This window comes from Streptomyces sp. NBC_00224 (assembly GCF_041435195.1).
GTDB lineage: Bacteria > Actinomycetota > Actinomycetes > Streptomycetales > Streptomycetaceae > Streptomyces.
The window spans coordinates 7,853,984-7,874,946 of record NZ_CP108106.1 but is presented as its reverse complement, the minus strand read 5'-3'; the positions used below and the strand labels follow the sequence as shown (position 1 = coordinate 7,874,946).

Sequence of the window (20,963 nt, the reverse complement as noted above, 5' to 3'; positions counted from 1 at the left end):
GGACACCATGATTCCACTAGTCAACTAGTGGAATCATGGAAAGGGGGGAGGCGCATGCGCGATATGACCGCTCCTGGCGCGGCCGACACCCGGTGGGCCCTGGAAGCACGTGGGCTGGGAAGGAAATACCGTCGGGGCTGGGCCCTGCGGGACTGCACCTTCCGGATTCCGGCCGGGCGCATCTGCGGCCTCGTGGGACCCAACGGCGCCGGAAAGAGCACCCTGCTGAACCTGGCGACCCGGCTCGTCGAGCCGAGCGCCGGGGAGCTGCGGATCTTCGGCACCCCGGCCGACTCACCCGCCGCCCTGCCCCGGTACGCGTATCTCGCCCAGGACAAGCCGCTGTTCAAGCGGTTCACCGTGGCCGAGTCGCTGCGCCTGGGCCAGGAGCTCAACCCGGGCTGGGACCAGGCGGCGGCCGAGCGCATCGTGCGCGCCGGGCGGATCCCGATGGACGCCCGGATCGGCAGCCTCTCCGGCGGCCAGCGCACCCGCGTGGCCTTCGCGCTCGCCTTCGGCAAGCGGCCCGATCTGCTGCTCCTGGACGAGCCGATGGCCGATCTCGACCCGGTCGCCCGCGACGAGCTGAGCTCGCTGCTAATGTCCGAGGCCGTCGAGCGCGGCACCACGGTCCTGATGTCCTCCCATATGCTCAGCGAGCTTGAGCACATGTGCGACTACCTCCTTGTCCTCGCCGACGGCCGGGTCCGGATGGCCGGTGAGACCGACGAGCTGGTGCCGATGCACACCCTGGTCACCGGGGTCGCCACGGACCAGGGCCTGCCCGCCGAGCTGAGCACCCACACGGTCATCGAATCCCGCACCGCTGGACGGCAGTTCACCGCGATGGTGCGCACCGAGGGCCCGCTGACCGGCGACTGGCAGCTCGCCGAGCCCAGCATGGAAGAAGTGCTGCTCGCCTACCTCCGCAACCCCGAGGCGCCCGCGCTGCTTTCCCCGGCCGCCGCTCCCGGCCACCAAGAGGAGTACGCCGTATGAGCACGCTCACCCGCCCCGCCGTCGCCGACGAGCCGGTCCGCACCAAGCCCCGGAGGGTGCGCGGACTGCTCTGGCTCGTGACACGCCAGCACCGGGCCGTCCTCTTCGCCAGCGCGGCGGCCATCGTCCTCGGCTCGGCCTGGATCATCTACCAGCGCGGAGTCCTGCTGGACGACGCACACGCCGCCGGCTGGCCCGCCACCTCCGGCGAGGAGATCGACGGCGCCCTGCGCCTGCGGCTGGAGAAGAAGTTCACCGACATCGCGAGGTACGTGGGGTATCTCCCGCTGCTCTTCGGCATCTTCCTCGGCGCCCCGCTCCTCTCCTCGGACCAGGAGAACGGCACTGCGCGGCTGGTCACCACCCAGTCGGTGCCCCGGACGCGCTGGCTGCTGTGGAAGCTCGGCTTCGCCGTGGTGCTCGTCGCGGTGACCACCGCGATCCTCGGCACGCTGCTGACCTGGTACTGGCACGCCGCCCGGCCGTTCGTCTCCACCGACTGGACCGAAGCGTCGATCTTCGACACCACGGGCCCCGTACTGCTCACCCAGGCGCTGTTCATCACCTCGCTCGGCGTCGTCATCGGCGCGCTGGTGCGCCGTGCGGTGACCGCGATGACGCTCACCTTCTTCGGCGCGTTCGCCTTCACGGTGGTCTTCGACTACCTCAAGCCGCACCTCGCCACACCCCGCCGGGTCGCGTTCCCCTTGGACGGCGACCACCCGGCGGTGCTCAACGGCTCGGTCCAGGTGGACCAGTGGATCGGCACCGCCTCCGGCAAGCTCTACGGGTGGAGCACCTGCGTCAGCGACGCCGACACCGACGCCTGCCGCGCCCGGAAGGGCATCGTCAACTCGGTGTGGGACTACTTCGGTTACGACCAGATGGCCACCCTGCAGTGGACCGCGGCCGCTCTGCTGGCCGTGGCGACCGCGGCCCTGCTCGCGCTGGCCGTGTGGCGGACCCGCCGCCAGGCGTTCTAGGGCCTGTCCGGCCCGGAGCGAGAAACCACCGGGCATAGGCTGTACGCCACCGTACGAAGGGTGGAGCACCCGGGTGTTGAAGCCCGGGGCTCACACCCACCAGACACCCACGACGCGAAGGAGGCAGGTGCGATGGTCGCGTTCCGTGTGGACCGCCGCAACGGCATGCCCGCCTACCTCCAGATCGTCCACCAGGTGGAGCAGGCACTGCGCATGGGGGCGCTGGCCGAGGGCGACAAACTGCCGACGGCGGCCCAGGTGGCCGCCACCACGAAGGTCAACCCCAACACCACCCTCAAGGCCTACCGGGAGCTGGAGCGCTCCGGGCTGGTCGAAGTGCGCCAGGGTGCGGGGACGTTCATCACCCGCTCGCTGGCCACCCCGCAGACCGCTCCGGAGTCACCGCTGCGCACCCGGCTCGGCGAGTGGCTGCGCGAGGCGCGGGCGGAGGGCCTGAGCGAACACGACGTCACGACGCTGTTCGACGCCCTGCTCACCGAAACCTTCCCGGCGGCGACGCCGACGCACACCCCCGCACACTGAGCGCCGCCCGGCCCCGAGGCCGGGCGGCGCACCGTTTTATGCCGAGCGGCGTACGCGTGCCGCCTTGCGCGCCTCGGCGAGCTGCTGGGCCTCGGTGGTCCGGCGGCTGCCGCCGGAGCGGCCGGGCCGGCCCGGCGTGGTGCCGATGCCCCGGAACGGGGCCCCGCCGCGCTTGGGGCGCTCGGCCGCCGGCGCGTTGCCGATCGGGACGCCCGACGGGGTCTGCGCGCCGGTGATGCGGTTCAGCTCGGCCTCGCCGGAGCGGACCTGGGTGATCTGCGGCCGGATGCCCGCATCCGCCATCAGCCGGGTCATATCGCGGCGCTGGTTGGGCGTCACCAGCGTGACGACGCTGCCGGACTCACCGGCACGGGCGGTGCGGCCGCCGCGGTGCAGGTAGTCCTTGTGGTCGGCGGGCGGATCGACGTTGACGACCAGGTCGAGGTCGTCGACGTGGATGCCCCGCGCCGCGACGTTGGTCGCCACCAGCGTGGTGACGTGCCCGTCCTTGAACTGGGCCAGGGTGCGCGTGCGCTGCGGCTGCGACTTGCCGCCGTGCAGCGCGGCCGCACGTACACCACTGCTCATCAGGTGCTTGGTGAACTGGTCGACGGCGTGCTTGGTGTCCAGGAACATGATCACCCGGCCCTCGCGGGCGGCGATCTCCGTGGCGGTGGCGTACTTGTCGGCGCCGTGCACGTGCAGCAGGTGGTGTTCCATCGTGGTGACCGCGGCCGCCGACGGGTCGACGGAGTGGACCACCGGGTCGGTCAGGTACTGGCGCACCAACAGGTCCACGTTGCGGTCCAGGGTGGCCGAGAACAGCATCCGCTGCCCGCCCGGGCGCACCAGGTCGAGCAGCTCGGTGACCTGCGGCATGAAGCCCATGTCGGCCATCTGGTCGGCCTCGTCCAGGACGGTGATGTCCACCCGGTCGAGGCGGCAGTCGCGGCGCTCGACGAGGTCCTTGAGGCGGCCGGGCGTCGCCACGACGACCTCGGCGCCCGAGCGCAGCGCCCCGGCCTGCCGTCCGATCGACATCCCGCCGACGACGGTGGCGAGGCGCAGCCTCAGCGACCGGGCGTACGGGGTGAGCGCGTCGGTGACCTGCTGGGCCAGCTCGCGGGTGGGGACCAGGATCAGGGCCAGCGGCTGCTTGGAGTCGGCGCGCTTGCCCGCCGTACGGGCCAGGAGTGCGAGGCCGAAGGCGAGGGTCTTGCCCGAGCCGGTGCGGCCCCGGCCCAGTACGTCACGGCCGGCGAGGGAGTTCGGCAGGGTGGCCGCCTGGATCGGGAACGGCACCGTCACGCCCTCGGCGGCGAGGGCCGCGAGCAGGGGGGCGGGCATGTCCAGATCGGCGAAGGCCTCGGCGGCGGGCAGTGCCGGGGTGAGCGTGGTGGGGAGCGCGAACTCGCCCTGCAGGGCGGAGGGGCGCCGGGTGCGGCCGCCGGAGCGGCCCTGCGCCTGGGCCTGGGCCTGCGCGCGGTAGCGGGCGCCGCCGGAGCCGGAGCTCTTGCGGGCGCCGAACGAGCGGTCATTCGTGCGAGCTGATCGGTTCATACAGAACCTTCCTCGATATGGCACGTATCGAGGAATTCGCGGCGGAAATGACTGCCGGGGAATCGCAAGAACGAGCCGAAAGAAAAGACGAAGACGAGCCCGGGTCGGCCGCGACGCTGCGGGCCGTTGCCGGGCCTCGGAATACCTGCCGGGCGCCGGCCCGAGGGGATGATCCCGGTGGGGCGGTGGTGCGCGCGGCGGCGGTACCCGGTGTCATGCACGCCTTGGAGTGCCGTCCACGGCGCGGCGGGCACGCACCCCGCGAGGGGCGCATGCCCGGAGACAGCAACGAGCTGGGGCCCGTACACAAGGTGCGGGCCCCAGCTGCGTCATACTTGCGCTTCAGCGACGTCAGGCGGGGACGATGTTCTCCGCCTGGGGGCCCTTCTGGCCCTGCGTGACGTCGAAGGTCACCTTCTGGCCTTCCTGAAGCTCACGGAAGCCCTGGGTGGCGATGTTCGAGTAGTGGGCGAACACGTCCGGGCCGCCACCCTCCTGCTCGATGAAGCCGAAGCCCTTTTCCGAGTTGAACCACTTCACGGTGCCAGTAGCCATGTCATATCTCCTTCGGGGCATTGCCCTGGGATTCACACTGTGTGAACCCCGGCGTCGCCGTGATGATTGCCCCGTCCGGATAACCGCACCGGAAATACAAAAGTGCCCGACGGAAGATACCCGCCCAGGCACTTGAAGTCTTTGGGAACCACAACTGCAACTGGATCAACCGTAGCACGGTGTGGCCGTCCCGTACAGCAAATGCCGACCTTCCCAGCCGCACCCCCGGGAATCCCCGATCCCCCAAGGAAAAATCACTCAACCCGCCCCGAACCTGCCGCCACAGATATTTGCGTACGTAAAGCTTACTTTCGGGGTACGGGGAGAAGCGGCGCGGTGACGCGGAGGAGGCGGCGAGGGGCCGGGTGAGGCGCCGACGGTGGGCCCCGCACCTGTGCCAGGGTGTGTCCGTGCTCACCGAGGCCCCGCGGCTCCCCGTCCTCACGGCCGACTTCACCTCCCCCGCGCAGTGGGTCGCGGGCCGCTCCTGGGCGTATCCGGACGGCGGTCCGGTCAATCCCGGCGACGACAAGCTCGACCACCTGGTCCCCGACGCCGCGTACAGCCGCACCGGCACGTTCTGGGCGAGGCGCCGCCCCGAGGGCACGTGGAGCACGGGCCTGCTGACCACCGAGGGCAGCGACGAGGACTTCATGGTGCGCGCGGGCGACGTCCTGGAGGCCCGGGTCCGGCTGCCGCACGCCACCGGATCCTGGCCGGCGATCTGGACCTGGCGGGACGGCGGTCAGGAGGTCGACGTGTTCGAGTACCACCCCGACAACCCCGGCCTCCTGGAACTGACCAACCACGTCCGGGGCGCCCACCACTCCTACCGCGACCCGTCCGTCACCCCCGGCGGCCTCCTCGACCTGCGGGTCGAGTTCGGCGCCCGCTCGGTCACCTGGTGGGTGAACGGCACCCACGTCTTCGCCGACCACCGCGGAGTGGACCGCCGCTGGCACGCCCACCTCATCGTCAACCTCTCGGTCAGCGCGGGCCGCTTCCACCCGGCACCCGACCCGGAGGTGTCGGAGATGTCGTTCGAGGTCCCCGCGCTGCGGGTGTACCGCGGCGGGCACTGACGTCCCGTCAAAGGCGGGACGCCGTCCCGTTGATGTCCTCGGTTTCCAGGACATGCACGCGGGCGCCCTCCGTCGCGACCGCGACCATCGCTCGGCCCAGTTGCTCCGTCGTGGTGACGTGGTTCGGGGCCAGGCGCCTCAGGACGGGGTAGAGCGGCTTCGTGACCACGTACGCGGCCCGGTAGAGGCGGGTCTTCGAGGTGATTCCGTGCAGGGGCTGGATGTATCCGGGGCGGAACATGTACGCGTCCAGGTCCAGCGCCAGCAGGTCGTTCTCCGTCCTGCCCTTGATCCGGGCCCACTTGATCCGGCCCTGCTCGGTGCTGTCGGTGCCCTGGCCGGAGACGTAGACGAAGGTGGAGCCCGGGTTCCAGGAGGACAGGGCGCGGGCGGCCGTGAGGGTGAGGTCGTGGGTGATGCGGCGGTAGGTCTCCTCGTCCATGCCCGCCGAGGAGACGCCCAGGCAGAAGAAGCAGGCGTCGTATCCCGTGAGTTGGGCCCGGGTGGCGGGCAGGCTCATCAGGGCCGCCAGGTCGGGATGGACGAGTTCGCGCAGTTTCGGGTGCTCGACGCCGAGCGGGGTGCGCCCCACGGCGAGGACGCTCTCGACCCTGTCGTCGCGCAGGCACTCCCGCAGCACGCCCTGGCCGACCATGCCGGTCGCGCCGAAGAGGATCACCTTGATGGGCATGGGCTCGCTCCCCGTCTGTTCCTGTGACCGGCCGGCGAAGTTCCGTGACCTCGACGAGTGGTGAGGTCTGCGTATCACGTCCGGCGCCCGGTCGAGGCGGTCGGCGGCCGCGAAACCCGTTGTCGCACCTGCCCGGCGGAGGCTCAGGCGCGGTCGTCGGTGCGGAAGGTGACGTCCTCGCCGGAGAGCGTCGCGGTGAGTCCGTCGGGAGTCGTGGTGAGGGACTTGAGCGCCAGACCGTCCGGGATGCCGTCGAGCTTCAGCTCGCGCTCCAGCATGCCGGTGACGATCGTCCGCACCGCCTTCGGCAGGTCGTCGCCCACCTTCACGGACCGGAAGGCGAGCGCGTGGTCGCCCGCCACGTCGACCCGCGCGCTGGCCGTGGCCTTGCCGACCAGCGGCAGGCTCGCGGTGGCGGCGACGCGCGGCTCGGACTTCGTACTGTCCTGGCTGTAGCCGATCTCGACGCCGAGCGCGGCGGACAGGTCCTGGTAGGAGACGAAGGCGGTGGCCTTGGCGGAGGCGGCGTGGGCCTCGGTGGCGTCCGAGGAGCGGCGCAGGCGGTCGAGCTCGACGTTCAGCGTGGTGATCGGGAGCCTGCCGCCGTCGCGGCCCGCGGGGATGTCGGAGGCTTCGATGTCGACGCGGTCGAGCGTGCCCCCGGCCAGCTGGGTCAGTACGGGAAAGCCGTGCACCTCCACGTGCGGCGCGGCCTTGAGCCCCTGGGCCTTCTGGAACGCGTCGGCCGTACGGTGTTCCGTCCAGGCGGCCGCGGCCCGGTCGCCGGCCACGCTCAGCCCGGCCAGGACGACCACGGCGACGGCGTACTTCCGCCATCCTCGAAGCGCCCGGCCCGCCCCGGCCCGCAGCCTCAGCATGCGGATCCCTCGCGGCGTACGGCGTGCGCGGAGATCCCGCACGCGGCGCGGAAGGCCCGCAGCAGCGGGGCGCGCAGCAGGTCGTCCGGTACGTCCTGGCGTGCGGCGACGGTGCTGACCAGGCCGGTCACGGCCAGCTGCGCCCGGATCGTGCCCGCCAGGTCATCGGGGTACGCGAAGGCGGCGAGGGTCTCGGTGCGGTGGTCGCCCAGATCCCCCATGCCCTCCACTCCGGCGAGCGCGCCGGGCAGCACCGGCAGCCCGGAGTTGAAGAGCAGGGCGAGCCGGGAGCGGTGGCGCAGCGCCAGGTCGACCAGATCGGCCGAGGCCCGCCGGTGCCGCTCGGGGCCGTCCGGCAGGGCGCTCCAGGTAGCGCGCAGGGCGGCGAACTCGGTCAGCGGCCCCCTCAGCGTCGCCGCGAGCAGCCGCTCCTTCGAGGGGAACCGGTGCAGCAGCCCGGTCTTCGAGTAGCCGACCCGGTCCGCGATCTCCTGCACCGAGGTGCCGAGGTAGCCCTGCGCGGTGAAGAGCTCGGCGGCGGCTTCGACGATCTCGGCGTCGAGCTCGGCGCGCGTCGGGCGTGGCATGACGGTCCTCCCCTGAGCCTGGTCGGCTCACCGTAACAGACCATCTGGTCCATCATGGACCAGATGGTCTGCCACCCCGGCCGTCCCCTCCTCAGTAGTCGACCGGAGGCTTGCGTCGACCGTCGGCTGCCGTCAGTACGCGCCGTTCACGTTGTCGATCGAGCCGTACGTGTTGGCCGCGTAGTTGCACGCGGCGACGATGTTGGCGACGGGGTCGTAGCTGTCCGTCGACGTGCCGGCGACGTGGAAGGCCTGGAAGGTGGGGTCGATGACCTGGAGGAGGCCCTTGGAGGGCGTGCCGGCCACGGCGTTGGAGTCCCAGTTGTTGATGGCCAGCGGGTTGCCCGACGACTCGCGCATGATGTTGCGGTAGATGCCGTCGTAGGAGCCCGGGATGCCGTGCTGGGCCATGATGTCCAGCGACTGCCGGATCCAGCCGTCCAGGTTGTTCGAGTACGTCGCCGCCTTCGCCACGGCGGCGGTCGCCTTCTGGGGCGGCGTGGTCGTACGGGCCGAACGGTCGGCCCGGGCCGAGGCGGCCGTACGGTCGGCGGACGCCGCCGGAGCCTTGGCCTTCTTGCCCACCGCGAGTTCGAGGCCGGGGTGGATCAGGGCCGGGTTGCCCCCGATGGCCTGGCGGTTGTCCTGGTACAGCCTCTTCCAGCCGCCGCTGACGTCCAGGTCCTGGGCGATCTTGGAGAGGGAGTCCCCGGCGACGACGGAGTAGGTCGTCGCGGCGGCCTTCTTCGCCACGATCGGCTCGGCGGACACCGCGCCCTTCACGGCGGCCGCGACGGCGGGCGCGGACTTCGCGGCGGTGCCGGTGTGCGGCACCGCCGAAGGCGCGGCACCGGCGCTGGTCGCGCCGATCACCGGAATGATGAGCGCGGCGCCACCCGTACCCGCGGCGGCGATGCCCCGGGTCAGGGTGTTGGACTTGGGGCGGCGGTGCTTACCCGTTGCAGGCATGGCGAATTCCTCTCCTTCGCCTGCGAGGTGAGCTGTCGGGTTCGGGCGAGAGCTGCCCGGCCGCGGCGCACGCGGCTTCACCCCGAGCCGTTCCGTCTCCGGATTCGGCGGCCTACCTGGTTCCCCCGCTCCTGCCATTTCGTGTGTGGGAGGTTTCCGGACAGCGGCAGGATTCGGCGGTCCATCCGGATTTGACGGTGACCGTAAACGAATAGGACTGGCCGAAACAAGACCTCAATTCATTACGGCATCCGCGAGAAAGATCCACCGGGGGCGGGAAATGCGGGCCCCCGCCTCCCCGTACCCCCAACTCGCCCTGCACGGAACGGAATGCGCGCGTCGCGGGCACCTGCCGACCAGGAGCCCGCGTGACCCAATTCACTCCTCGCGCCCGACAAAAGCAATTCCACCGACAGCGCCCAAACGAAATCTAAGCCGCCCTATCATTCCCAATGAATAGATTGGCGACATAGGAGGGAAACTGCCCCCCTGTGGTTCATTTCGGACATCGAGGGGGCGGCCCGGCGGCCTCAGCTCGGGGACCCGAGCAGCCGCATCTCCTCGTCCGTGAGCCGCAGCGCGCCCGCGGCCACGTTCTCCACCAGGTGGTCCGGGTTGCCGGTGCCCGGGATGGCCAGTACGTGCTCGCCCTGCCGCAGCGTCCAGGCGAGGCGGACCTGCGCGGACGTCGCCCCGTGCGCGCGGGCGACCGCGAGGACCGCCTCGCCGTCCGTGCCGCCTCCCTGCCCCGCACCGCTCTCGCGCCCCTCCCCGGCGATGGCGAAGAACGGGACGAAGGCGATGCCCTGCTCGCCGCAGAGCCGCAGCACCTCGTCGGAGCCCGTGCGCCGGCTGTCCAGGCCGTACCGGTTCTGCACACAGACCACCGGCGCGATGGCCTGGGCCTCCGCGAGGTGCTCGGGGGCGATGTTGGAGATGCCCAGGTGGCGGATGAGCCCGGCGTCGCGCAGGTCGGCCAGTGCGCCGAAGTGCTCGGCGAGCGAACCCGGCCCGTTGAGGCGCAGGTTGACCACATCGAGGTGGTCGCGGCCGAGCTGGCGCAGGTTCTCCTCGACCTGGCCGCGCAGCTGCTCCGGCGTGGCCCAGGGCAGCCACTCGCCCGACGCGTCGCGCCCCGGCCCGACCTTGGTGACGATGACCAGATCGTCCGGGTAGGGCGCCAGCGCCCGGTTGATGAGTTCGTTGGCGGATCGGAGCCGGGAGAAGTAGAAGGCCGCGGTGTCGATGTGGTTGACGCCGAGTTCGACCGCGCGCCGCAGCACGCCGATGGACCGCTCGCGGTCGCTGGGCGTACCGAGGTCGAACGCGGCGCTGCCGGTGAGGCGCATCGCGCCGAATCCCAGGCGGTTGACCGACAGGTCACCGAGTTTCCAGGCGCCCGCGGCCGCCGCGTCGATCGTCTTCGTAGTCATGATCGCAGTCTGCCATCCGCGCCCGCGTCGCGAAAACGCCCGAACTCCACGGCCTCCGGGGAGAAGTACGGCCGGAAAGCGTCCGTCGCATTTGAGCCCTCTCGGCCGCGTTGCCGTGAATCCACGCGGTGCGGCAAATGATCAGAGAGGATTGCCCGGAAAGACAAGAGGCAGTGAAAGAGCGGTAATCCGAAGCCGGAACGACCACCACTGGGGGAAACATTTAATGCACGAGAGACCGAGGTTGAGCCGAAGAAGCGTATTACGGACGGGGCTGGGTGCCGGGGGGCTGGCCATGGCGGCGAATCTGCTGCCCGTTCCGGGGCTGCGTTCCGGCCCCGCCTGGGCCGAATCATTCGGCACCGCCCAGACACCCGTCGCGGGCGTCTCCTTTCCCGAATGGGCCCGCTTCGCCCGCATCGCGGACGGCACCTTCGACGACGACGCCGACCCGAACCTCGACATGAAGCCGGTGATCGCCGGGCTCAAGGCGCAGAACGTGAGCGTCATCGAGGTCGACACCATCTTGTCGAACTGGCTGACCGACCAGCAGTTCACCGAGCACATGGGCAAGGTCAGGAGTTTCGTGCAGCTGGCGCACGCCGCCGGGATCCGGGTGGTCATGTACTACCCGTCGATGGAGCTCATCAGCGCGGGCGGCGAGAAGGGCCCGTCGTTCTACAAGAACAGCGACGGCAAGGACTGGGTCCAGCGCGGCCTCGACGGCAAACCCAACGTCTTCTACGGCAGCCTGGTCGTCTGGGTCGACCCGGGCGACGAGAGCTGCTGGCTGAGCCCCAACTCGCCCTGGCGGGACTACTACCTGACCCGCGTCAAGGCGCTCGCCGCCACCGGCCTCGACGCGATCTGGCCGGATGTGCCGATCTACTTCGACGGTGCGCTGAGCTGGTGCGACACCTCGACCTGGGCGACCGCCGCGTTCAAGGCGGACACCGGCCTCAGCATGCCCGTCAAGGCCGACTTCACGAACCTCACCTTCCGGCGCTACGTCGAGTGGCGCCACCGCAACCTGCTCCAGTGGCAGCTCGACATCGCCGCCGCGGGCCGCTCCGTCAACCCCGACCTGGTCACGTTCGTGGAGACCGTGACCATGGACTACCAGTACTCCACCCTGGTCGGTCTCGACGGCGCGTATCTGCGCAAGGCCGACGGCGTCAGCCATGTGTGGGAGGTGGACGTCCTCGGCAACTACGACGGGATGCGCCACGCCACGGCCACCGACTGGACGTGTCTGATCTCGATGTACAAATACGCGCGCGCCGCCAGCGGGACCAAGCCCGCCTGGGCGTTCTCGTACGGCTGGAAGGCCGACGACGCCTCACTGGTGATGGCCGAGGTGCTGGCGGCGGGCTGCAACCCGTACGAGGTCAGGACACCGTTCAAGACCGAGACGACCGACAAGGCGATGCGGACCCGGATGTACGGGTTCGTGGCGGCCCACCAGGAGCAGTTGTTCGCCGCCACCGGCGGGGCGGCGGTCGGGGTCTACCACTCCTCGTCCTCCCGCGACTTCGTCAGCCCCACCGAGGGCAGCGGGATGTACGTCACCACCAAGCCGCCCACGGGTGTCAAGGACTGGTGGAGCTTCGACGAGCCCCAGGAGAGCTGCGCCAAGCACGAGTGGCTGGGCGAGTTCCGGGGCACGGTCAAGTCGCTGGTGTACGCCCACATCCCGTTCGACACCGTGCCCAGTCCCGGGATCGAGGCCGCCGACCTGGCCCCGTACCGCGTCCTGCTCCTGCCCGACCTCCAGGCCGTCTCGGACGCGGAGGCGAACGTGTTGCGCGCCTATGTCGAGGGCGGCGGCACGGTGGTGATCACCGGCCCCGTGCCCACCGGGCTCGACCAGCTCGGCACGGCCAGGAGCGAGTACGCGCTGGCGGACGTGCTGGGCTTCCGCAAGGGCGACCCGCTGCCGGTGAGCAGGCGCCAGGCGTTCGGCGCGGGCACCTGCTGGTACTTCAAGGACCTGCTCGGTCTGAAATACCTCTCCTCCACGGACCAGCCGAGCGCCGACAGACTCCTCGAAGCGGTACGTACGGCCGCACCGCCCGCCGTGACGCTCACGGGTGACCGCCGCATCCACCTGGAACTGAGCCACCTCGGCAACGACACCCTCGTCCAGCTGGTCAACTTCACGGGCTTCGGTGACACACCGGCCGCCTTCAGGACCACACCCACCACCTGCACGGTCACGCTGGCCGTCCCGGCGGGTCAGCAGGTGCTGGCCGCCACGGTCAGCTCGCCGGACGCCGCCTCGCCCGCGCCGCGCCCGGTCACCTGGACCGTGAACGGCGCCACGGCGGCCGTCGAGCTGGCGGTGTCCCAGTACGCGCTGCTGGCCGTCACCATGGGCTGATCCCGCCGCTCATCGCCGGGGTGCGGGGACCCGCCACAGGGAGGTCGGCCGGTCCTCGTCCCCGGTGTGCGACTCGAAGGCGATCCACCGCCCGTCGGGCGACCAGCTGGGGGCGCCGTCATAGGTGTCCCGCTCGCCGGTCACCCGTACGGGACGGCCGCCGCCGGCCGGGATCACGAAGATCTTCGGCAGGTCGAGCCCGCCGGCGGTGGAGGAGAACACCACATGCGCGCCGTCGGGCGACCAGCTCGCGTCGGTGTGCTCCCCGGCGCCCTTGGTGAGCCTGCGCACCCCGGTGCCGTCGGCGTTCATGACATACAGCGCCCAGCTGTCACCGCCCCTGGCCCGGCGCTGGAAGACAAGCCGGTCGCCGTGCGGGGACCAGTTGGGCTGGCGGTTGTCGGTACGGGTGGCGGGGCCGTCGAGGAGGCGTACGAGCCCGGAGCCGTCGGGCCGGACCTTCCAGAGGGAGCCGAGGGCGTCGGCTCCCTCTCTGCTCTCCTCGCTCTCCTCGCTCTCCTCGAAGACGATCCAGTCGCCGCGCGGCGAGAAGCTCGGTTCGATGTACCCGGAGCCGCCAGTGTGCGCGGTGACCCGGACGGGCTGCCCGCCCGGCTTCAGCACCCAGATCTCGTCCCTGCCCGCCCGGTCCGACGCGAAGGCCACCCCCGCCGAGGCGCGCCAGCTCGACCCCGGCAGGTTCACCGCGGCCTGCCCCTCGTCCGCCAGCAGCGTCCGGGGCCAGGGTGCGGGGCCGCCGTCCAGCGGAAGCACCCGCAGCGACGCGTCGCCGTCGTTGTAACCGCCGTGGAAGACGGTGAACAGGAGTGACTTCCCGTCGGGCGAGTACGCCGGGTTCTGCGCACTGGCCCGGCCGCCCGCGCGGTGGAGCAGCTCGGCACCGTCTCCTCGTACGGTCCGGCGGGCGGAGGGTTCGGGCGGCCCCGGTGGCTCCTTGTCCGTCCCGCACGCCGCCGACACCGCGCCGGCGAGGAGTGCGGCGGCGATCAGACGTCTGCGCACACGGTGACCCTAGGGGCGCCGACTACCCCTGTTCAACGGAGGTTTGCGCCAGAGCGTGCCCGAGCGGGTCAGAGGGACCTCCACAGCGCGGGCACGTTCGGCGGCTCCCAGCCCGGCTGGGCCGTGTGGGCCTGGAGGCAGAGGTAGGTGCGGCCGCCGTAGCCGACGCGGTCGCCCGAGCCGTAGGCGGTGCCGACGGCCCAGGTGGTTCCGGGCGGCGGACCAGTGGGCGTGGCGGTGGGCGTGGGTGACTGGGCCACGTCGAGCACGAAGTCGAACGCCGCCTCCTTCGCGCCGCCCGCGTCCCGTACGGTCATGAGCAGCCGGGCGTCGAACAGCGAGTCGGTGTTGTTGCGCGGCTCGCCGGGGAAGTAGAGCTGCGTGGTGAGCACCGGCCGCCCGGGGGCCTGGGCCTTCACGTGGAGATGGCGAGTGCGGCCCGGATAGAGCCCCGGCACGACGGTGGTCAGCGTGAACGCCCCGCGCATGTCGGTGTATTGGTGTCCCCGGAGGCGGAAACCGGTGTTGTCGTAAGCGCCGTTGGTGTCCGCCTGCCAGAAGTCGAGCAGCACGCCGGCCACCGGCAGACAGGCCCGGCCGAAGACGTACCCGGTGACGGTGAGCCGGGTGCCGGGGGTGCCGGGTTCGAGGAGTGAGGTGCGTTCGGGGGAGTTCGGTTTGAAGTACGGGCCCTCGGTCTGCGCCGGGGTGGGGTGGTCGCCGTCGTCGCACGACGGGGTGAGCTCGGGGGTGGTGCCGCTGCCGACGGAGCCGCGGGCCAGGGCGGGCACCGCGACCAGGGACACGGGCACGGCCACTCCTGCCGCCAGCGCGGCCCGCAGCACGGTCTTGCGGCTGGGGCGCGGCTGCCCGTCAGCGCCCGGCGGCCGGCTCTCGCCACGCGTCCTCGCGTCGTTCTCGCCATCCATGTCTGCTCCTCGGGGGGATCCTCGGGGGAGGTGGGGGGACGGCTACGACGCTAGGCGGACGGTCCGGTGCGGGCGATGGACGCAATGCGGTGGTCGTGGTGAAAATCTCCGCCGCCGCGCCGGAAGTCACCGGGGCTGGTGCCGGTCTCCCGACGGAAGAAGCGGCAGAAGTAGGCGGGATCGGCGAACCCGACCCGACCGGCGACCTGACGGACGGTCAACTCGGTGTGCAGCAGCAGCCGTTTGGCCTCATGGGTGCGGGCCTGCCGGATGAGCTCGCCGGGCGTGCGGCCGGTGGCCTCCTTCACCGCCTCGGTCAGATACCCCACGGACACCCCGATCCGGTCCGCGCACGCCCGTACGGACGACGGCAGATCCTCGGCGCGGGCGACCAGAGCGGTGAACTCCCCCGCGACGCCGCCCGCGCGGGCGACGGCCCGGCTGACGGGCCGTGCGGGCAGCCGGGCGGCGCGCACGACGAGCACGTGCAGCAACGCGCGAATCACCCCGTGGAAGCCCTCGGCCCCCGTCCGGTACTCCTCGTACATCTCCGCCACCAGCGACGACGTCCAGGCGTCGGCCTCCTCGCCCAGCTCCAGCCAGGGCCGGGGCCCGAGTCCGCGCAGCAGGGCGCGGTCGTCGGGGTGGTCCAGCAGGAAGTCGTCGGTGAAGAGGATCACCCATCCCTCGGGCCCGTCCGCGCACTCCCACTGGTGGACCTGCCCCGGCGCGATGACGCAGAGGTGCGGCGGGCGCAGCGCGAACCGTGCGAGGTCGAGCACATGGGCGCCGGTGCCGCCGGTGACGTGCACGATCTCGTAGAAGGTGTGCCGGTGCGGGAAGTCGGCGCGGGACATCGCGCCGATGCTGTCGAAGGTGCCCATGGCGAACGGCAGGGAGTTCGGCATCGGCACCTCAAGCCGATGCAACGGCGGCACCCCGCCGACAACCCCACACCCGTTCCCACCGGCCCCCGGTAACACGGTCGCCCCACGCATCCGCCCACTCCCGACTGCGGTGCCGCACGACGGACCGCCGCACGACGACGAGATGGTCCAGACCAGTTGGTCCGGACATCACGATGGCACGGGGGCGGAACATCCGGAACACCACCTTCAGAAGTCACCGCATGACGCGGTGGCGAATGGCCCGGAGGCCGTGGCGGTCACACCCCATTGGCGAACAGCGCGTTCAGGCCGCCCGCGCCCGCGACTCGCCGCCGCCGGTCGGTCGGGCCTGCCTCGACGGGGCTTCCGTTCTCCCAGTTCTATGTTCGATCGAACATTTATGTGTTAGAAAGGGGGCATGAGTGTTGCCAATCGTCTCGATCTGACCTTGCGGCTCGTGCAGGGCTCCGGTCAGGTCTCCGTGTCCGAACTCTCTCAGCGTCTGGGGGTGTCCGAGATGACCGTGCGCCGGGATCTGGACGCGCTGGAGCGCCAGGGGCTGCTCCGGCGGGTGCACGGCGGTGCGGTCGCCGGGCCGCCCCGTGAGGAGGGTGCGGGGTTCGCCGCCCGCGAGGCTTGGCAGGCCGCGACGAAGGACCGGCTCGGTGCGGCGGTGGCCGCGCTGGTGGAGCCCGGCTCGCGCGTGCTGCTCGACGCCGGAACCACCACCGTGCACGTCGCGGAGCACCTGGCCGCCCGGGCCCCGCTCACGGTCGCGGTGCTCAGCCTCCAGGCGGCGGCGTGCCTGGCGGACCGGCCCGGGATCGAACTCCTCGTCGTGGGAGGCCGCTCCCGGCCCGGCGAGCGCTCCTTGGTGGGCCCCCTGGCCCTGCGCACGCTGGAATCCCTCGTCTTCGACTGCTTCGTGATGTCCATCGGCGGCGTCCACGCCGAGCACGGCTGGTCGGAGTTCTCCCTGGAGGACGCGGCCGTCAAGCAGGCCGGGCTCGCCCAGGCCGCCCGCACGATCGGGGTGGCCGACGCGACCAAGCTCGGCGTCCGCGCGTTCGGCCAGGTCGCCCCGCTCGGCTCGGTGCACGGCTTCGTCACCGACGCCGCGGCCGAGGACGCCGACACCCACCCCAGCGGCCCGGCGACACTGAAGGCGCTGCGGGACGCGGGCGTCGAGACGGTCCTCGCCCGATGACCGCCGGCATCGACACCCCAGACCGCCGCGGCCGCACCGGCCTGGACCGGCACGGACGCGACCTGACCGGCAACCCGCAGGTGCGGATCACCGACGTCGAGGTGCTCTCCTGCGACTGGTACGTCCTGCGCAAAACCACCTTCGACTACCGCCACAGCGACGGCCATTGGAGCCGCGAGCAGCGCGAGACGTACGACCGGGGCGACGGCGCGACGATCCTCCTGTACGACGCCGACCGCCGGACCGTGCTGCTGACGCGCCAGTTCCGGTTGCCCGCGTACGTCAACGGCCACCCCGACGGCATGCTCGTCGAGACCGCCGCCGGGCTGCTCGACGGGGACAGCCCCGAGGAGGCCATCCGGCGGGAAGCGGCCGAGGAGACGGGCCACACCGTCGGTGTGCCCGAGCCGGTGTTCGCGGTCTATATGAGCCCCGGCTCGGTCACCGAGCGGCTGCACTTCTTCGCGGCCCCCTACGGCCCGGCCACCGCCACCGGTGAAGGAGGCGGGGTCGCGGCCGAAGGCGAGGACATCGCCGTCGTGGAACTCCCCTTCACCGAGGCCCTGGACAGGGTCCGCAGCGGGGAGATCGCCGACGCCAAGACCGTCATGCTGCTCCAATGGGCCGCCCTGGACGGCCCGTTCGCCGTCCGCGTACCGCCTACGGCAGTGACCACCAGTTGACCCACACGTCGGAGTCGTCGGTGAGGACGAAGGCATACGGGCGCTCGGTCGCGCTCGCATTGTCCTGAACCGTGAGGGCCTCGCCGGGGCGCTCGATGACGCGCCCGGGCGGCGTGCCCTGCGCGGCCCAGTTCCACTTGCTGCCGTCCCACCAGTTCACGTACAGCTTCGAGTCGTCACCGATCACGAAGGCGTACGGGCGGGTGAACGCGGTGGGGTTGTCCCTCATCGTGACCACGCCGACGGAGTCGAGGATGAGCCGCCCGCCGGGTGCGCCCTGGTCGCTCCAGTTCCACTTGCTGCCGTCCCACCAGTTCACATACAGCTTCGAGTCGTAGCCCTGGACGAAGGCGTAGGGCCGCTCGACCGCCTGCGGGGTGTCCTGGCAGGTGATGACGCCCGCGCCCTTCTTCACCGGTTGCCCGCTGGGCGCGCCCTGGTCGTGCCAGTTCCACTTGCTCCCGTCCCACCAGTTGACCCAGACGCGGGAGTCGTCGGTGATGACGAAGGCGTACGGCCGGGTGAAGGCGTTCGGGTTGTCGCGCATGGTGGTGACGCCGAGGGGGCGCGAGATGGTGCGGCTCGGCGGGGTGCCCTGGTCGCTCCAGTTCCACGCCTTGCCGTCCCACCAGTTGACCCAGAGGCGGAAGTCGTCGGTGAGGACGAAGACGTACGGCCGCTGCGGCGCGCTCGGGTTGTCCTGGACGCTGACGACCCCGACGCCCTCGCGGACGCGGCGCCCGCCGGGCGCGCCCTGGTCGCTCCAGTTCCACTTGCTGCCGTCCCACCAGTTCACATACAGCTTCGAGTCGTCACCGATCACGAAGGCGTACGGCCGCTGGACCGCGTTCGCGCTGTCCTTGACCGTGACGGCGCCGACCTTCTCGATGACGGTGCGCCCGGCCGGTGTGCCCTGGTCGCTCCAGTGCCAGGCCTTGCCGTCCCACCAGTTGACGTGCAGCCGCGAGTCGTAGCCGCGGACGAAGACGTACGGCCGCTGGGCCGCCTGCGGGTCGTCCTTCATGGTGACGGCGCCCGCGGTGGCCCGTACACCGACCGCGGCGGTGGGTTTCTGCTGGTCGTTCCACTGCCATGAACCCATCGTGTTCCCTCTCCGGCCCACGTCCCGGCGCGATGCGGGCGGGGCATGCCGAGGCGAGATGTGCTCGAAGGGGTCCGGCGCCGCCGTGGGCGCGCGCCAGGACGCAGGGACGGGGTCCGAGTCCCGCGCAGTTCCGTGGCGGACACTCTGGCACCGCATCCCCTGCCTGTCACCGCAGCGGCGCGGACCGCACCGCTCCACGGGCGCATTCCGGACAAGCGGACGAGCGGCCACCGGGCCGCCACCCACGGATCCCTCACCCTCCACCACAATCCAACAAAAACTTCCAACAAAACTGTTCAGTTTCTGGCCGTCGAGGCGTAGGTTCCGGTTCGGATCAGTTCGCGCGACGAAGCGAGTACGTATGCAATCTCTGGCCGAAGGGCTCCGGCTCCCCACCAATGGGCTCGACTACACGATTCTGGCGATCTACTTCGTCGTCGTTCTGGGCATCGGCTTCGCCGCCCGCGCGAGCGTGAAGACCAGCCTCGACTTCTTCCTCTCCGGGCGCTCGCTGCCCGCCTGGGTGACCGGGCTCGCCTTCGTCGCCGCCAATCTGGGCGCGACCGAGATCCTCGGGATGGCCGCCACCGGCGCCCAGTACGGCGTCGCGGTCGTCCACTGGTACTGGATCGGCGCCATCCCGGCCATGGTCTTCCTCGGCCTGGTGATGATGCCCTTCTACTACCGCTCGAAGGTCCGCTCGGTGCCGGAGTTCCTGCTCCAGCGGTTCGACGCGTCCGCGCACCTGCTCAGCTCGGCGCTGTTCGCCTTCGCCGCGATCCTGATCGCGGGCGTCAACCTCTACGCCCTGTCGATCGTGGTCGAGGCGCTGCTCGGCTGGCCGCAGTGGGTGGCCATCGTCGTCGCCGGGCTCTTCGTGCTCGCGTACATCACCGTCGGCGGACTCTCCTCGGCGATCTACAACGAAGTGCTCCAGTTCTTCGTGATCCTCGCCGCGCTCATCCCGCTGGTCGTCCTCGGCCTCAAGCGGGTCGGCGGCTGGGGCGCGCTCAGCGACGACCTGGAGTCGGCGCACGGCCACAACTACCTCACCGCCTGGGGCGGCACCGGCATCGGGCAGAGCAACCCGCTCGGCGCCAACTGGCTGACGATCATCCTCGGGCTCGGCTTCGTGCTCTCCTTCGGCTACTGGACCACCAACTTCGCCGAGGTCCAGCGCGCCCTCTCCGCCAAGAACCTCAGCGCGGCGCGGCGCACCCCGCTGATCGCCGCCTTCCCGAAGATGTTCATCGTCTTCCTGGTGATGATCCCGGGACTGGTCGCCGCCGCCCTGGTGCCCGACATCGGCACCCCGGGCTCCGGCCTCACGTACAACGACGCCATCCCGTACCTGATGCAGGAGCTGCTGCCCAACGGGGTGCTCGGCATCGCCGTCACCGGGCTGCTCGCCGCGTTCATGGCGGGCATGGCGGCCAATGTGTCGTCGTTCAACACCGTTTTCACGTACGACATCTGGTCCAAGTACGTGAGGAAGGGGCAGCCGGACGCGTACTACCTGCGCTTCGGGCGGCTGATCACGGCGATCGGTGTGCTCGCCTCGATCGGCACCGCGTTCATCGCGTCCAGCTTCTCCAACATCATGGGGTACCTCCAGACGCTGTTCTCCTTCTTCAACGTGCCGATGTTCGTGGTCTTCGTCATCGGGATGTTCTGGAAGCGGGCCTCCAAGAAGTCCGGTGTCTGGGGGCTGTTCGCGGGCACCACGGCCGCGATGGTCAACTACTTCTGGATCTACAAGCAGGGCGTCGTGTCCATCCCCACCGACCAGGGCGCCAACTTCGTCTCCGCGATCGTCGGCTTCGCCGCCGGCGCGATCGTCATGGTCGTGGTGACGCTCTTCACCGCCCCCAAGCCCGAGGCCGAGCTCGCCGGTCTGGTGTACGGGACGGTCTCGCCCGGTCCGGAGGAGCAGCCCGCCGAGGGCGACGGCGCCTGGTACCGCAGGCCCGCGCTGCTCGGCTGGGGAGCGGTGGTCCTCGCCGCGCTCTGCTACCTGCCCTACTCGCTCTGATCGGAGGCCCGGACCATGTCTGAACTGCAACGCGAAGTCTCCGAGCTGGAGAAGAAGTCCGCCACCGCGGCCCGGCTCTTCGACATCCGCCGGATCATCGGCAGCCTGTTCACCCTGTACGGAGTGATCGTCACCATAGCCGGGCTCACGGCCTCCGACGCCGACCTGAAGAAGGCCGAGGGCGTCAACATCAACCTCTGGACGGGGCTCGGGATGCTGGCCCTGGGACTGTTCTTCCTGGTCTGGCTCTGGCTGCGCCCCCTCTCCCCGCCCACCCCGGAGGACGGCGAAGCCGGGCCGGAAGGGGTCTAGGGCCTGTCCGGCGGATCTTGTCTGGGACGCGGGGGTCTGGCACGCCCATCTGCCGCGTTGTCGTCGGTTGCCGACGCTCCGCGTCGACGCCCTCCTCCGCCTTGCAGCTGGACGCACCAGACCCC

At 70.8% G+C, this 20,963-nt stretch carries 20 protein-coding genes and 1 riboswitch; of the genes, 9 read left to right on the top strand and 11 right to left on the bottom strand.

Features of this window, described 5'->3' with window-relative positions:
• Nucleotides 1–54 precede the first annotated feature (54 nt).
• The 3 genes from OG965_RS35225 (at nt 55) to OG965_RS35215 (ending at nt 2,525) form a co-directional block, all read left to right on the top strand.
• Nucleotides 55–999, top strand: a complete 945-nt coding sequence (locus OG965_RS35225) for an ABC transporter ATP-binding protein (RefSeq protein ID WP_371656119.1) — start codon at nt 55–57, stop codon at nt 997–999.
• A complete protein-coding gene (locus OG965_RS35220) occupies nt 996–1,982 on the top strand; it encodes an ABC transporter permease (RefSeq protein WP_371656118.1) in 987 nt (328 codons plus the stop codon). The genes OG965_RS35225 and OG965_RS35220 overlap by 4 nt, the downstream gene beginning before the upstream one ends.
• A 132-nt stretch (nt 1,983–2,114) precedes the next feature.
• Nucleotides 2,115–2,525, top strand: coding sequence for a GntR family transcriptional regulator (locus OG965_RS35215; protein ID WP_371656117.1), 411 nt, complete (start codon nt 2,115–2,117; stop codon nt 2,523–2,525).
• A gap of 36 nt (nt 2,526–2,561) precedes the next feature.
• Here OG965_RS35215 and OG965_RS35210 read toward each other — a convergent pair whose 3' ends face one another.
• Nucleotides 2,562–4,085 (bottom strand): DEAD/DEAH box helicase, encoded by a 1,524-nt coding sequence (locus OG965_RS35210; RefSeq protein ID WP_371656116.1) that lies wholly within the window; start codon nt 4,083–4,085, stop codon nt 2,562–2,564.
• A gap of 351 nt (nt 4,086–4,436) precedes the next feature.
• Entirely contained in the window at nt 4,437–4,640 is a 204-nt protein-coding gene (locus OG965_RS35205; RefSeq protein WP_356349206.1) for a cold-shock protein, read from the bottom strand.
• Nucleotides 4,641–5,050: 410 nt separating this feature from the next.
• On the opposite strand from OG965_RS35205, the gene OG965_RS35200 reads away from it, so the two are divergent.
• A complete protein-coding gene (locus OG965_RS35200; protein WP_371656115.1) occupies nt 5,051–5,722 on the top strand; it encodes a beta-glucanase in 672 nt (223 codons plus the stop codon).
• Between the two features lie 7 nt (nt 5,723–5,729).
• On the opposite strand, the gene OG965_RS35195 is transcribed toward OG965_RS35200, so the two are convergent.
• The 5 genes from OG965_RS35195 to OG965_RS35175 all read right to left on the bottom strand — a co-directional run bounded on the left by OG965_RS35195 (nt 5,730) and on the right by OG965_RS35175 (nt 10,280).
• Nucleotides 5,730–6,413, bottom strand: a complete 684-nt coding sequence (locus OG965_RS35195; RefSeq protein WP_371656114.1) for an epimerase — start codon at nt 6,411–6,413, stop codon at nt 5,730–5,732.
• A 143-nt stretch (nt 6,414–6,556) separates the two neighbouring features.
• On the bottom strand, nt 6,557–7,291 hold the full coding sequence (locus OG965_RS35190; protein ID WP_371656113.1) for a DUF2993 domain-containing protein: 735 nt from the start codon (nt 7,289–7,291) through the stop codon (nt 6,557–6,559).
• On the bottom strand, nt 7,285–7,878 hold the full coding sequence (locus OG965_RS35185; protein WP_371656112.1) for a TetR/AcrR family transcriptional regulator: 594 nt from the start codon (nt 7,876–7,878) through the stop codon (nt 7,285–7,287). Before OG965_RS35185 ends, OG965_RS35190 begins: the two co-directional genes overlap by 7 nt.
• 132 nt (nt 7,879–8,010) lie before the next feature.
• Nucleotides 8,011–8,847, bottom strand: coding sequence for a transglycosylase SLT domain-containing protein (locus OG965_RS35180; RefSeq protein ID WP_371656111.1), 837 nt, complete (start codon nt 8,845–8,847; stop codon nt 8,011–8,013).
• 4 nt (nt 8,848–8,851) lie between these two features.
• Nucleotides 8,852–9,036, bottom strand: a riboswitch (cyclic di-AMP (ydaO/yuaA leader).
• A 341-nt stretch (nt 9,037–9,377) separates the two neighbouring features.
• Nucleotides 9,378–10,280, bottom strand: coding sequence for an aldo/keto reductase (locus OG965_RS35175; protein WP_371656110.1), 903 nt, complete (start codon nt 10,278–10,280; stop codon nt 9,378–9,380).
• Nucleotides 10,281–10,575: 295 nt separating this feature from the next.
• On the opposite strand from OG965_RS35175, the gene OG965_RS35170 reads away from it, so the two are divergent.
• Nucleotides 10,576–12,660, top strand: a complete 2,085-nt coding sequence (locus OG965_RS35170) for a beta-galactosidase trimerization domain-containing protein (protein ID WP_371656109.1) — start codon at nt 10,576–10,578, stop codon at nt 12,658–12,660.
• A gap of 9 nt (nt 12,661–12,669) precedes the next feature.
• Here the strand turns inward: OG965_RS35170 and OG965_RS35165 are convergent, their stop codons facing one another.
• The 3 genes from OG965_RS35165 to OG965_RS35155 all read right to left on the bottom strand — a co-directional run bounded on the left by OG965_RS35165 (nt 12,670) and on the right by OG965_RS35155 (nt 15,610).
• Nucleotides 12,670–13,683, bottom strand: a complete 1,014-nt coding sequence (locus OG965_RS35165) for a hypothetical protein (protein ID WP_371656108.1) — start codon at nt 13,681–13,683, stop codon at nt 12,670–12,672.
• 68 nt (nt 13,684–13,751) lie between these two features.
• Nucleotides 13,752–14,612, bottom strand: a complete 861-nt coding sequence (locus OG965_RS35160; protein WP_371656107.1) for a carbohydrate-binding protein — start codon at nt 14,610–14,612, stop codon at nt 13,752–13,754.
• Between the two features lie 50 nt (nt 14,613–14,662).
• Nucleotides 14,663–15,610 (bottom strand): AraC family transcriptional regulator, encoded by a 948-nt coding sequence (locus OG965_RS35155; protein ID WP_371656106.1) that lies wholly within the window; start codon nt 15,608–15,610, stop codon nt 14,663–14,665.
• A gap of 307 nt (nt 15,611–15,917) precedes the next feature.
• Here OG965_RS35155 and OG965_RS35150 point away from each other — a divergent pair, with 307 nt between their 5' ends.
• Both OG965_RS35150 and OG965_RS35145 read left to right on the top strand, forming a co-directional pair.
• Nucleotides 15,918–16,706 carry a DeoR/GlpR family DNA-binding transcription regulator gene (locus OG965_RS35150; RefSeq protein ID WP_371656105.1) on the top strand — a complete coding sequence of 263 codons (789 nt, stop codon included), beginning with the start codon at nt 15,918–15,920 and terminating at the stop codon, nt 16,704–16,706.
• Entirely contained in the window at nt 16,703–17,389 is a 687-nt protein-coding gene (locus OG965_RS35145; protein ID WP_371656104.1) for an NUDIX domain-containing protein, read from the top strand. The genes OG965_RS35150 and OG965_RS35145 overlap by 4 nt, the downstream gene beginning before the upstream one ends.
• On the opposite strand, the gene OG965_RS35140 is transcribed toward OG965_RS35145, so the two are convergent.
• Nucleotides 17,367–18,491 (bottom strand): hypothetical protein, encoded by a 1,125-nt coding sequence (locus OG965_RS35140; protein WP_371656103.1) that lies wholly within the window; start codon nt 18,489–18,491, stop codon nt 17,367–17,369. The two genes, OG965_RS35145 and OG965_RS35140, sit on opposite strands and share 23 nt — an antisense overlap.
• 364 nt (nt 18,492–18,855) lie before the next feature.
• Here OG965_RS35140 and OG965_RS35135 point away from each other — a divergent pair, with 364 nt between their 5' ends.
• Together OG965_RS35135 and OG965_RS35130 are read left to right on the top strand one after the other, a co-directional pair.
• On the top strand, nt 18,856–20,526 hold the full coding sequence (locus tag OG965_RS35135) for a sodium:solute symporter family protein (RefSeq protein WP_371656102.1): 1,671 nt from the start codon (nt 18,856–18,858) through the stop codon (nt 20,524–20,526).
• A gap of 15 nt (nt 20,527–20,541) precedes the next feature.
• Nucleotides 20,542–20,838, top strand: coding sequence for a hypothetical protein (locus OG965_RS35130; RefSeq protein WP_371656101.1), 297 nt, complete (start codon nt 20,542–20,544; stop codon nt 20,836–20,838).
• The last annotated feature ends 125 nt before the right edge of the window (nt 20,839–20,963 follow it).

Bases quoted from the DNA above. Each gene is read 5' to 3' on its own strand.
- OG965_RS35195 (WP_371656114.1), bottom strand. From the start codon at position 6,413: ATGCCCATCAAGGTGATCCTCTTCGGCGCGACCGGCATGGTCGGCCAG.
- OG965_RS35185 (WP_371656112.1), bottom strand. From the start codon at position 7,878: ATGCCACGCCCGACGCGCGCCGAGCTCGACGCCGAGATCGTCGAAGCC.
- OG965_RS35160 (WP_371656107.1), bottom strand. From the start codon at position 14,612: ATGGATGGCGAGAACGACGCGAGGACGCGTGGCGAGAGCCGGCCGCCG.
- OG965_RS35135 (WP_371656102.1), top strand. From the start codon at position 18,856: ATGCAATCTCTGGCCGAAGGGCTCCGGCTCCCCACCAATGGGCTCGAC.
- OG965_RS35140 (WP_371656103.1), bottom strand. From the start codon at position 18,491: ATGGGTTCATGGCAGTGGAACGACCAGCAGAAACCCACCGCCGCGGTC.
- OG965_RS35155 (WP_371656106.1), bottom strand. From the start codon at position 15,610: ATGCGTGGGGCGACCGTGTTACCGGGGGCCGGTGGGAACGGGTGTGGG.
- OG965_RS35220 (WP_371656118.1), top strand. From the start codon at position 996: ATGAGCACGCTCACCCGCCCCGCCGTCGCCGACGAGCCGGTCCGCACC.
- OG965_RS35190 (WP_371656113.1), bottom strand. From the start codon at position 7,291: ATGCTGAGGCTGCGGGCCGGGGCGGGCCGGGCGCTTCGAGGATGGCGG.
- OG965_RS35180 (WP_371656111.1), bottom strand. From the start codon at position 8,847: ATGCCTGCAACGGGTAAGCACCGCCGCCCCAAGTCCAACACCCTGACC.
- OG965_RS35130 (WP_371656101.1), top strand. From the start codon at position 20,542: ATGTCTGAACTGCAACGCGAAGTCTCCGAGCTGGAGAAGAAGTCCGCC.
- OG965_RS35170 (WP_371656109.1), top strand. From the start codon at position 10,576: ATGGCGGCGAATCTGCTGCCCGTTCCGGGGCTGCGTTCCGGCCCCGCC.
- OG965_RS35150 (WP_371656105.1), top strand. From the start codon at position 15,918: ATGAGTGTTGCCAATCGTCTCGATCTGACCTTGCGGCTCGTGCAGGGC.
- OG965_RS35225 (WP_371656119.1), top strand. From the start codon at position 55: ATGCGCGATATGACCGCTCCTGGCGCGGCCGACACCCGGTGGGCCCTG.
- OG965_RS35175 (WP_371656110.1), bottom strand. From the start codon at position 10,280: ATGACTACGAAGACGATCGACGCGGCGGCCGCGGGCGCCTGGAAACTC.
- OG965_RS35205 (WP_356349206.1), bottom strand. From the start codon at position 4,640: ATGGCTACTGGCACCGTGAAGTGGTTCAACTCGGAAAAGGGCTTCGGC.
- OG965_RS35210 (WP_371656116.1), bottom strand. From the start codon at position 4,085: ATGAACCGATCAGCTCGCACGAATGACCGCTCGTTCGGCGCCCGCAAG.
- OG965_RS35145 (WP_371656104.1), top strand. From the start codon at position 16,703: ATGACCGCCGGCATCGACACCCCAGACCGCCGCGGCCGCACCGGCCTG.
- OG965_RS35215 (WP_371656117.1), top strand. From the start codon at position 2,115: ATGGTCGCGTTCCGTGTGGACCGCCGCAACGGCATGCCCGCCTACCTC.